Genomic DNA, 11,203 nt, shown 5'->3' with positions numbered 1-11,203 from the left:
ATCGCTGTCATGACTACTCCTGACGATTCCCGGTCCCCGAACGCCGCGACCCGTGCGAAGGCCGCCCTCCAGCGTGACCCCTGGGACCTCCCGGACGTCTCCGGTCTGGTGGTCGGCGTCCTCGGCGGCACCGGCGACCAGGGCCGCGGCCTGGCCTACCGGCTGGCCAGGGCCGGCCAGAAGGTGATCATCGGCTCCCGGGCCGCCGAGCGCGCACAGACCGCCGCCGGGGAACTCGGCCTGGGCATCGAGGGCGCGGAGAACGCCGAATGTGCCCGGCGCAGCGATGTCGTGATCATCGCCGTGCCCTGGGACGGCCATGCCAAGACCCTGCAGGCGCTCGCCGGTGAACTGGACGGCAAGCTCGTCATCGACTGCGTCAACCCGCTCGGCTTCGACAGGAAGGGCGCCTACGCGATCAAGCCGGAGGAGGGCAGCGCCGCCGAGCAGGCCGCGGCCCTGCTGCCCGGGGCCCGGGTCACCGCCGCCTTCCACCATCTGTCCGCGGTACTGCTGCAGGACCCGGAGATCGAGCAGATCGACACCGATGTGATGGTGCTCGGCGAATCCCGCGCCGACACCGATGTCGTGCAGGCGCTGGCCGCCCGTATCCCCGGTATGCGCGGCGTCTTCGCCGGCCGGCTGCGCAACGCCCACCAGGTCGAGTCGCTGGTCGCCAACCTGATCTCGGTCAACCGTCGCTACAAGGCCCACGCGGGGCTGCGGGTCACGGACGTCTGAGCGGCGGGGACGGGGGCGGGGCGGGCGCGGGGGAAGCGCAGGCATGGGGGACACTGGGGAGGTCCGACCACTCCCGACAGGAGCCGCCCCCATGTCCCTCTTGCCCCCGCCCGGCCCGGCCCGGCGACTCGCCCTGATGGCCCTCGTCGTGTGTGTGCTCTCCGTCGCCGCGGCCGTCGTCGCCTTCGTCGAGGGCAGCTTCTTCGGCGTCGTCTGGATCCTGCTGGCGGGCATCTCCAGCAACATGGCGTGGTTCTACCTGCGCAAGGCGAAGGTGCAGCGGGCCGGGGCGGCCGGCTGACGCCGGTCAGCTCAGAAAAGACCGCAGGCTGAGAAAGATCGCCGGCTCAGAGAGACCGCCGGCTCAGAAAAGACCGCCGGTCTGCGGGAGCTGCGGCTCGCCCTGCCAGAAGCGGAAGTACTCCTGCCCGATGTGGGGCTCCAGACCCGAGACGCCCAGCCCGCGCAGGATCACGTCGACCAGGTCGAAGAACACCCGGTTGACCTCCGGCACCCACAGGAAGACGAAGACCGCCAGCAGTCCGAACGGCGCGAACGGCTCCACCTGCCGCCGCAGCTTCCGCGACAGCCACGGCTCGATCACGCCATAGCCGTCCAGCCCCGGCACCGGCAGAAAGTTCAAGATCGCCGCGGTGACCTGGAGCAGGGCGAGGAAGGCCAGCGCGTAGCGGAACGTGGCCGGTACGCCCGACAGCGCGTGCAGCCAGAACGGCGCCGTGCACACCGCAGCGAACAGGATGTTCGTCAGCGGCCCGGCCGCCGAGATCAGGCTGTGCCGCCAGCGCCCCCGGATCCGGCTGCGCTCGATGAACACCGCACCGCCCGGCAGCCCGATCCCGCCCATGATCACGAAGATCACCGGCAGCACGATGCTCAGCAGCGCATGGGTGTACTTCAGCGGGTTCAGGGTCAGATAGCCCTTCGCCTCCACCGAGATGTCGCCGCTGTGCAGCGCGGTGCGGGCGTGCGCGTACTCGTGCAGACACAGCGAGACCACCCAGCCGGACACCACGAAGAAGAACACCGCGACGCCGGCGTTCGCCGCGAGCGTCCCGCTCCACACGGCCCATCCCGAGACCGCCATGACGGCGACCATCGCAAGGAAGACCGGGCTGACGCGACGGTCGGCGCGCCGGATTGCTGTGGTCATGGTGCGGGCTCCCGAGGTTGGTGAGGGGCAGCCATGACCGTAACCGCGACACGGCGCGCGGCGCACGGCCCCCGCGGAACCGGCTCGTCCGCGGGACCCCTCCTCCCGGACCCCGTGCCCCGAAAACGAAACGCGATACCTGCCGGGTACCGCGTGAACGACAATGGGCCGGTGCATTACGGAATTCTCGGCACCACCCAGGCCGGACGGGCCGACGGCACCCCCGTCGCCCTCGGCGGCGCACGCCTGCGTGCACTGCTCGCCGCCCTCGCGCTGCGCCCCGGCCGGGCACTGTCCCCGGAGTTGCTGATCGGCGACATATGGGGCGCGGAACCACCCGCCGACGCGGCCGGTGCGCTGCAGGCGCTGGTCGGCCGGCTGCGCCGCGCCCTGGGACATGCCGCGATCGCCTCCGTGGACGGCGGCTACCGGCTGTGCGCCGAGCCCGACGCCGTCGATCTGCACCGCTTCGAACGGCTCGCGGCGGAGGGCGGCCGGGCGCTGGGCGAGGCGGACCCGGCCCGTGCCGCCGCCCTGCTCGACGACGCCCTGGCGCTCTGGCGCGGCCCGGCCCTCGCCGACCTCCCGGACGCGAGCGTCGAGGCGTCCCGTGCCGAGCGCCGCCGGCTGGACGCCCAGTGCACCCGCATCGCCGCCGATCTGGCCCTGGGCCGGGCCACCCAGTCGCTGCCCACCCTCCTCGCGCTGTGCGAGGACCACCCCCTCGACGAGCCCCTCCAGGCCCTGCGGCTGCACGCCCTGCGCGCCGCCGGCCGCACGGCGGAGGCCCTGGCGGCCTACGAGGAGATACGCACCGGCCTCGCCGAACGCCTCGGCGCCGACCCGGGCCCGGAGCTGCGCACCCTGCATGCGGAGCTGCTACGGCCGCCGCCGACGGACCGGCCGCCGCTGGCCCCGATACCCGGCACCCCGGCCGCGGCCCCCGCCCCGAACGGCACGGGCACGTCGTACGGCACCGGGATGGGCACGTCGTACGGCACCGGGACCGCGTACGGCTCCGGGACCCCGCACAGCCCCGGAACCCCCAGCCCCGGAACCTCCAGCACCGAACCTCCCCACTCCCACCCCCACCCCCACCCTCCTCCCCCACACCCGCCCCGGCAACCTCCGTGCCCGGCTCACCTCCTTCGTCGGGCGGGACACCGATCTGGCGGCGATCCGTGCGGACTTGGCCGCGCACCGGCTGGTGACGCTGCTGGGCCCCGGTGGCGCCGGAAAGACCCGGCTGTCGCAGGAGGGCGCTGAGACCGCCGCGGCCGCGCTGCCGGACGCCTGGCCGCACGGCGTATGGCTGGCGGAGCTGGCGCCGGTGGACGATCCGCAGACGGTGCCCGAGGCGGTGCTGACCGCGCTCGGTGCCCGCGAGACCGTCGTCCGCGGCACCACCGCGGACGGGCTGCGCGCCGCCGCCGACCCGACCGCCCTGGACCCGCTCGCCCGGCTCGCCGAGCACTGCGCGGGACGCCGGATGCTGCTCGTCCTCGACAACTGCGAGCATGTGATCGACGCCGCCGCCGAGCTCGCCGAGCGGCTGCTGGCCGACTGCCCCGGGGTGACTGTGCTGGCCACCAGCCGGGAGCCGCTGGCCGTACCGGGCGAGGTGCTGCGGCCGGTCGAGCCGCTGCCCGACCCCGTCGCGCTGCGGCTGCTCGCCGACCGCGGGGCCGCCGCCCGCCCCGGCTTCCGGGTCGAGGACGATCCGGCGGCCTGTACGGAGATCTGCCGCCGGCTGGACGGGCTGCCGCTCGCCATCGAACTCGCCGCCGCCCGGCTGCGGTTGCTCTCGCCGCGGCAGCTGGCCGACCGTCTCGACGACCGGTTCCGGCTGCTGACCAGCGGCAGCCGGACCCTGCTGCCCCGGCAGCAGACGCTGCGCGCCGTCGTGGACTGGTCCTGGGACCTGACCGATGAGCCCGAACGGGCCGTCCTGCGGAGGCTGTCCGTCTTTGCCGGCGGCTGCGATCTGGCCGCCGCGGAAGAGGTGTGCGCGGGCGACGGTGTCGACGGGCGCGAGGTGGCCGGGCTGCTCGGCTCGCTGATCGACAAGTCGCTGGTGGTGGCGGCGCCGGCCGGACAGGAGGGTGGTGCCGGCCGCGCTGCCGGTACCGGCGGGCAGATGCGCTACCGGCTGCTGGAGACCGTGGGGGAGTACGCCGGAGAGCGGCTGGACGAGGCGGGGGAGCGTGCCGGTGCCGAGCGCCGCCATCTCGTCGCCTACCGCGAACTGGCCCGTACCACCGACCCGTTGCTGCGCGGACCCGGCCAGCGCGCCGGTATGGAGCGGCTGGAGCTGGAGCACGACAATCTGCGCACCGCGCTGCGCCGCGCCCTCGCCGCCCACGACGAGCACGAGGCGCTGTGCCTGGTGCTGTCCCTGCAGTGGTTCTGGTCGCTGCGGGACCACCGCAGCGATGCCCGGCACTGGTCGACCGCGGCCGCCGCGCTCGGCCCCAACCCCTTTGCCGCGCCCGCCGAACCCGCACCCGACCTGCACGAGCGCCCCATCGACACACCGCCTCCGATGGCCCCCGAGCAGCTGCTGGAGGCCCGCCGCGAGATCCGGCTGGTCGCGCTCGCCAGCAGGGACAGCGATATCACGGCACTGCGCGATCCGGCGATGCAGGAGGAGCTGACGGGGATGCTCACCGCCTACCGCTCCGGTATGCCGCAGACCTGCAAGGTGCCCGGCGTGATGTGGTACTACGCGGTGCTGATCACCGGGGAGTTCGACGAACTGGCGGAGCTGGTCGACGGCGCGGTGCGCGCCTGCCGCGACTTCGGCTACGACTGGGAACTGGCCTACGTCCTGCAGCTGCGCTCCAAGATCTTCAACGACCGTCCCGGCGGGCTGGCGCAGGCGGCCCGCGACGCGGACGAGGCGCTGCGGCTCTTCCTCCGGCTCGGCGACGCCTGGGGTGCGGCCGAGGCGCTGTCGGGGCGCGGTGAGAACCATGAGAAGCGTGGCGCGTACGGGGCGGCGGCGCGCGACTACCGGGCGGCGATGGTGCACGCCGAGGATCTGGGGGCCCACGGCCAGATCCTGCTGCTGCGCTGCCGGCTGGGCGCCGTGCTGATCGAGGACGGACAGGCGGAGACCGGTGAGCGGATGCTGCGCGAGGTGCTGGCCGACGCCGAGAAGGGCAACAGCGTCCGGGACACCGAGCCGTTCGCGCGGCTGACCCTCGCGATGTGGCTGACGGCGACGGAGCGTCTCCAGGAGGCGCGGGCCCAACTCCGTCGGGTCCAGGAGCTGTTCACCTCGCGCGCCCCGGACCTGTTCGCCGGGCTGCTGCAGGCACTGTCGATCTCGCTGGATGTGGACGAGGGGCACCGGGAGGGACTGCTGCCGAGGTTCCGGCAGTCCTTGGAACTGATGCAGGACTCCCTGGCGCAGATCGTCGCGCCGGACCTTCCGGTGGTGCAACTCCTCACCGGCGCACGGGTGTTGATGGCGGAGCGCGGCGAGAAGGGCGGCTGGGACGCGGCGCGTCTGGTGGGCGCGTACGACGCCATGCGGGCGGACGGCCAGGTGCCGCCGCTGCTCGTCCGCCGGGACCGGGACCGTACCGAGGCGGCGGCGCGGGCGCTGCTCGGCGATACGGCGTATGCCCGTGCGCACGCCGAAGGCGGTGGCCTCTCGCTCGGAGAGGCCACCGCCCTCATCTGACGCGAGCCGGGCGAAAGGCCGTCCCGCGGGGAGGTCCCCCGCGGGACGCGCGTCAGGTCTTCTTGCGGAACCGCGACACCGCGAGCGGCATCGTGACGGCCGTGATGGCGACCGCCCAGCCGAGCGTGACCAGCGTCGGGTGCGCCACCGCGCCCTGGCCGTTGATCAGCGCACGGGCCGCGTCCGCCAGGTTGGAGACCGGATTGACCTGGGTGAAGCCCTCCAGCCAGCCGGGCATCGAGGTCGTCGGCGCGAAGATCGACGAGCCGAACTGCAGCGGCATCAGCACCACCATCGCCATGCCCTGGACCGCCTGCGGGGTCCGCACGGCGAGCCCCAGCAGGATGAAGATCCACATCAGTGCCGCGCCGAAGGCCGTGGACAGCACGATCGCGCCGAGGAACTCCGGAATGGTGCCGCGGATCTCCAGGCCGAGCAGGAAGCCCATGCCGAGCAGGATCGCGGTGGCGATCAGCATCCGCCCGATCTCGACGACTATCTTCGCTATCAGGACCGAGGACCGGGCGATGGGCATCGTCCGGAAGCGGTCCATCACGCCCTTGCGGAAGTCCTCGTTGACGCCCATGCCCACCGCCATGGCGATGTTCATGCCCATCATCGCCATCATGCCGGGCACCAGGCGCTGGATGTACTCCTGCTGATTGCCCTTGCCGGCGATGGCGCCGCCGAAGACATAGGTGAACAGCAGGATGAAGATGACCGGCATCAGCAGGACATCGAACATCGACTCCGGATCGTGCTTGATCTGCAGGGCGTTGCGCCGCACCAGCGCGCCGATGTGCCGCAGATTGGCGCGGAGGCCGATCCGTCCCTCGTCGGCACCGGGCTTGGTGAGCGGTGCCGTCATGGTGGCGGTACTCATGCCGACACCTCCGCGTACTGCTGCTCCATGTCGTCCTCAGATGTGTCGGCCTCGGAGGTCTTCTGGCCGGTGATGGCCAGGAACACCTCGTCCAGGCTGGGCAGATGGGTGCTGATCCCGGAGAGCGCGAAGCCCTGGCGGCCGAGCAGACCGACCACCTCGGTCAGCTGCTCATCACTGATGATCGGTACGTTGACCACACCCCCGTCGTGGTCGGCCGTGGCACCCGCGATGCCGTCCAGCCCGGCCTGCTCGATGGCGGCGGCCACCCGGCCCAGCTCCCCGTGGTCCGACGGCCGGATCTGCAGCGTCCGCCCGCCGACCTTGGCCTTCAGCTCGTCGACCCGGCCCTCGGCGATCACCCGTCCGCGGTCGACCACCGTCAGCTCGTTGGCCAACTGCTCGGCCTCTTCCATGTACTGGGTGGTCAGCAGCACCGTCGCGCCCTCGCGCACCATCCGCTGGACCTCGTCCCACACCTCATTGCGGGTGCGGGGGTCCAGACCGGTGGTCGGCTCGTCCAGGAAGAGCACCGACGGCCGGCCGATCATCGAGGCGGCCAGGTCGAGCCGGCGGCGCATCCCGCCGGAGTACTTGGCCGCGGGCCGCTTGGCGGCCTCGGTCAGCGAGAACCGCTCCAGCATCTCGTCCGCGCGCCGGCGGGCGTCCTTGCGGGACAGATCGAGCAGCCGCCCGATCATGTAGAGGTTCTCCCAGCCGGAGAGCTTTTCGTCGACCGAGGCGTACTGCCCGGTCAGGCCGATCGTGCGGCGCAGCGCGCGGGGCTGGCGCACCACGTCGAAACCGGCCACCACGGCGCGGCCGGCGTCCGGCGCCAGGAGGGTGGACAGGCAGCGTACGAGCGTCGTCTTGCCGGCACCGTTGGGGCCGAGCACCCCGAGCACGGTGCCTTCCTTCACGTCCAGGTCCACCCCGTCGACGGCCTTGACCGCGCCGAAGTGCTTGACCAGACCGCGCACCTCCACGGCGTTCCCGCCGTTGGTGGATATCGTCTGTCGCGTCATGCCAATACCCTGCCAGGGGCTGCCGACAAGGCACCGACAGCCTGCCGACACGGTGGTGTCCTTGGCTTGGCCTTTCCACGTTTTCGCCTTTCTCGCCGTTGTGCCTGGCGGCGGGCCGGTCCGCTGCGCGGGGCTTGGGCGCGGGTGATGCTTGCGGGTCCCCGCCGTGGCGCCTGCGGCGGGCGGGTCCGCTGCGACCCGACACCCACCCGCCCGCCGCAGGCGCCACGGCGAGCAACACCCACGGCGGGACAGCCGAAAACGTGGGCCGAAGGCAAAGCGCAGCCGATTAGTGGAAGGTGTGGGCCTCGGCCGGGAAGTCACCGCCGACAACGTCCTCCGCGAACGCCTTCGCCGCGCCGCCGAGCAGCGCCCGCATATCGAGGTACTGCTTGACGAACCGCGGTACCCGGCCGGCGGTCATCCCGGCCATGTCGGTCCACACCAGGACCTGCGCGTCGCAGTCCAGGCCCGCGCCGATGCCGACGGTCGGGATGTAGAGCGAACGGGTGACCTCGGCGGCGAGCTCGGCGGGTACGGCCTCCAGAACGACCGCGAACGCACCGGCGTCCTGCACCGCCTTGGCGTCCCGCAGCAACTGCTGGGCCGCCTCCTCGCCGCGGCCCTGGACGGGGTAGCCGCCGAAGGCGTTGACCGACTGCGGGGTCAGCCCGACGTGCGCCATCACCGGAATGCCGGAGGAGACCAGCAGCTCCACCTGCTCGGCGGAGCGCTCACCGCCCTCCAGCTTGACGGCGCCCACTCCTGCTTCCTTCACCAGCCGGGTGGCGTTGCGCAGCGCCTGCACCGGCCCTTCCTGGTACGCGCCGAACGGCAGATCGCCGATGACCAGCGCGCGCTTGGTGCCCCGGACGACCGCCGCGGACAGCAGGGTGATCTCGTCCATGGTGACCGGCACGGTGGATTCGTAGCCGAGGTGGCAGTTGCCCATCGAGTCGCCGACGAGCAGGACGGGAATCCCGGCCTCGTCGAAGACGGAGGCGGTCATCGCGTCGTAGGCGGTGAGCATCGGCCACTTCTCGCCGCGCTCCTTGGCTGCGGCGATATCGCGGACGGTGACCCGGCGCGACCCCGTTCCTCCGTAGAGCGACTTGTCGACCGGCTTCTGGGCAGGCGAAAGCTGCGTCATGGTGACGGCTCCTGTTCATCATCTCGAGGCACCCTGACGGTGTCCCCGGACTCCCCTCCATGCTGGCACGGCCCGCGCACAAAGGAAAAGGGAGCGGGAGCAGCCGGTCCGTTCGCCCAGAGGAGGGGCGCGCCCGGGGAAAATTACGATACGGAACGGGTTCGTATCGAAAAGCGCTATCGTGGCGGCATGGCCACCTCACCCACCGCCCCGGGCACACCGCAGCCGGCCGGGCAGATCCCGGACCGCATCCACCGCCGCCGCTGGGCGATCCTGTCCACCCTCATGCTCAGCCTGCTGATCGTGGTGCTGGACAACTCGATCCTCAATGTCGCCATGAAGACGATCGCCACCCCGGCCCCCGCCGGCCTCGGCGCCACACAGAGCGAGCTGGAGTGGGCGATCAACTCCTACACCCTGGTCTTCGCCGGCCTGCTGTTCACCGCGGGGCTGCTCGGTGACCGTGTCGGCCGCAAGAAGGTGCTGCTCTTCGGTCTGGCGGTCTTCGGCGCCGGGTCGGTGCTGGCCGGGGTCTCGGGCTCGCCCACCGAGCTGGTCGTCTTCCGTGCCGTGATGGGTCTGGGCGGCGCCTTCGTCATGCCCGCCACCCTCGCCATCCTGATGAACGTCTTCGAGCGGGACGAGCAGCCCCGGGCGATCGGTATCTGGGCCGGTGGGGTGGGTATCGCCATCGCGGTCGGACCGATCGCCGGCGGGCTGCTGCTGGACCACTTCTGGTGGGGCTCGGTCTTCATGATCAACGCCCCGATCGTGCTGCTCTCGCTGGTCGCGATGGTGGTCCTGGTGCCCGACTCCAAGGACCCCCACCCGGGCCGGATGGACCCGTTCGGGGTGCTGCTGTCCGTTGTCGGGCTCGTCCTGCTGGTCTACGGCATCATCAAGGGCGGCCAGCTCGCCGACTTCACCGACCCGCAGGTGGTCGGCACGGTCGCCGGCGGCCTGGTGGTACTGACCGTCTTCGTACTCCACCAGAAGCGCAGCGACCATCCGTCCATCGACATCAGCTACTTCCGCACGCCCGCCTTCTCGGCCGCCATCGCCGCCATCGCGCTGGTCTTCTTCGCGCTGATGGGCGTCTCGTTCTTCGCCGTCTTCTACATCCAGAGCGTGCGCGGCTACAGCCCGCTGCAGGCCGGCCTGCTGTTCCTGCCGCTGGCCGCCGCCCAGATGCTCTTCGCGCCGCGGGCCCGGCTCGCCGTGGACCGCTACGGCGCCCGCGCGGTCTGCACCTTCAGCATGTTCGTGGTGGCCGACACCATGCTGGGCCTGCTGCTGCTCACCGAGGACACCCCGATCTGGATCCTGGAGGCGCTGCTCTTCCTGCAGGGTGCCGGTATGGCGCACATCATGCCGCCGGCCACCGTCGCGGTCATGCAGTCGCTGCCACGCGAAAAAGCCGGCTCCGGGTCGGCGCTCAACAACGTCTTCCGGCAGGTCGGCGGCACCCTGGGCGTCGCCGTCCTCGGCTCGCTGCTGTCGACGAGCTACCGCAACGGCATCGAGGACCACCTCGACGCGGTGCCGGGACTGCCGGAGGCCACCCGGCACGCGGCCGGGGAATCCATCGAGGCGACCCTCGGTCTCGCGGACCGGATGGGCCCGGCCGGCCGGCCGCTGGCCGCCGCGGCCGACGACGCCTTCATCCACGCCATGCACATCACCGCGCTCGGTTCGGCCGCCGTCGCACTGCTCGGGGCCCTGGTGAGCGTGCTGTACCTGCCGGGCAAAATGGGACCGGCGCCGCAGGCGGCGGAGCCCCAGGAAGAGCGGAAGGCGGGCGTGGAGAGATGAGCCGGGCGGCGGAGGACCCCGAGGGCGCGGCAGCCGAGGGGCGGCCGGGCCCGGCGGCCCCCGCGGGCCGCGGCCGGCCGCGCAGCGCCGCGGCCGACTCCGCCATCATCGAGGCCGTGCTGCGCCTGATCGAGGACGGGGTCTCCATAGGCGAGTTGTCCATGGAACGCATCGCCCGCGAGGCGGGCGTCGGCAAGGCCACGGTCTACCGCCGCTGGTCCGGCAAGAGCGCCCTGCTGCTCGATGTCATGCGGTCCCTGGACGTACCGAGCCCGCCGCCGGCCGGCCTCTCGGTACGCGACGACCTGGTCTCCCTGCTGGAGTTCCTGCGCCGCCGCGGACTCGCCAAGCGCAGCTCCGCGCTGCTGCGCACCGTCGTCAGCCATGTCCAGGCGCAGCCGGAGCTGTGGGCCGAATATCACGACACAGTCGTACGGGCCCGCCGTGAGGCGCTGCTCGCGCTGCTCCGGCGCGGTGTGGCGAGCGGCGAGATCCGCGGCGACCGCGATCTGGAGACCCTCGCCGATCTCTTCGTCGGCCCGATGCTGGCCCGCGCACTCCTCCACGAGTGGAAGGAACTGCCCGAGGGGCTCGCGGCGGACATCGTCGACACGGTCCTGGAGGGCGTACGCCCGCCGGCGGGTACGGCGGGCACGGCGGGCACGGCGGGCACGGCGGGCTGAACTCCCGGGCAACCGGGACGGGTTGGGGGCTCCGGCATCTTCCGTCGGGC

8 protein-coding genes and 1 pseudogene are annotated in these 11,203 nt (G+C 72.2%); 5 read left to right on the top strand and 4 right to left on the bottom strand.

What is annotated here, in order from left to right; translation table 11 throughout:
* Positions 1-9: 9 nt before the first annotated feature.
* Both npdG and NUT86_RS12710 read left to right on the top strand, forming a co-directional pair.
* The gene (npdG, locus tag NUT86_RS12715) at positions 10-741 is read left to right on the top strand and encodes an NADPH-dependent F420 reductase (protein WP_026169730.1); all 732 of its coding nucleotides are present in this window, start codon (positions 10-12) and stop codon (positions 739-741) included.
* A 91-nt stretch (positions 742-832) separates the two neighbouring features.
* Positions 833-1,042, top strand: coding sequence for a hypothetical protein (locus NUT86_RS12710; RefSeq protein WP_274735220.1), 210 nt, complete (start codon positions 833-835; stop codon positions 1,040-1,042).
* Positions 1,043-1,105: 63 nt separating this feature from the next.
* Here NUT86_RS12710 and NUT86_RS12705 read toward each other — a convergent pair whose 3' ends face one another.
* Positions 1,106-1,912 (bottom strand): site-2 protease family protein, encoded by an 807-nt coding sequence (locus tag NUT86_RS12705; protein WP_159488459.1) that lies wholly within the window; start codon positions 1,910-1,912, stop codon positions 1,106-1,108.
* Positions 1,913-2,083: 171 nt separating this feature from the next.
* Here NUT86_RS12705 and NUT86_RS12695 point away from each other — a divergent pair.
* Positions 2,084-5,600 (top strand): annotated as a pseudogene (locus NUT86_RS12695) (AfsR/SARP family transcriptional regulator).
* Positions 5,601-5,652: 52 nt separating this feature from the next.
* On the opposite strand, the gene NUT86_RS12690 reads toward NUT86_RS12695, so the two are convergent.
* The 3 genes from NUT86_RS12690 to panB all read right to left on the bottom strand — a co-directional run bounded on the left by NUT86_RS12690 (position 5,653) and on the right by panB (position 8,658).
* The gene (locus NUT86_RS12690) at positions 5,653-6,483 is read right to left on the bottom strand and encodes an ABC transporter permease (protein WP_093644904.1); all 831 of its coding nucleotides are present in this window, start codon (positions 6,481-6,483) and stop codon (positions 5,653-5,655) included.
* Entirely contained in the window at positions 6,480-7,508 is a 1,029-nt protein-coding gene (locus NUT86_RS12685) for an ATP-binding cassette domain-containing protein (protein WP_274735215.1), read from the bottom strand. The genes NUT86_RS12690 and NUT86_RS12685 overlap by 4 nt, the downstream gene beginning before the upstream one ends.
* 289 nt (positions 7,509-7,797) lie before the next feature.
* Positions 7,798-8,658, bottom strand: coding sequence for a 3-methyl-2-oxobutanoate hydroxymethyltransferase (gene panB, locus NUT86_RS12680; protein WP_159488461.1), 861 nt, complete (start codon positions 8,656-8,658; stop codon positions 7,798-7,800).
* 189 nt (positions 8,659-8,847) lie between these two features.
* Between panB and NUT86_RS12675 the strand changes: the two genes are divergently transcribed.
* Positions 8,848-10,470 (top strand): MFS transporter, encoded by a 1,623-nt coding sequence (locus tag NUT86_RS12675; protein WP_159488462.1) that lies wholly within the window; start codon positions 8,848-8,850, stop codon positions 10,468-10,470.
* Positions 10,467-11,153 carry a TetR/AcrR family transcriptional regulator gene (locus tag NUT86_RS12670; protein WP_274735212.1) on the top strand — a complete coding sequence of 229 codons (687 nt, stop codon included), beginning with the start codon at positions 10,467-10,469 and terminating at the stop codon, positions 11,151-11,153. The genes NUT86_RS12675 and NUT86_RS12670 overlap by 4 nt, the downstream gene beginning before the upstream one ends.
* The last annotated feature ends 50 nt before the right edge of the window (positions 11,154-11,203 follow it).

It is taken from the genome of Streptomyces sp. G7(2002), from assembly GCF_028870195.1.
Classification (GTDB): domain Bacteria; phylum Actinomycetota; class Actinomycetes; order Streptomycetales; family Streptomycetaceae; genus Streptomyces; species Streptomyces nigrescens.
This window is presented reverse-complemented; position numbering and strand designations above follow the sequence as displayed.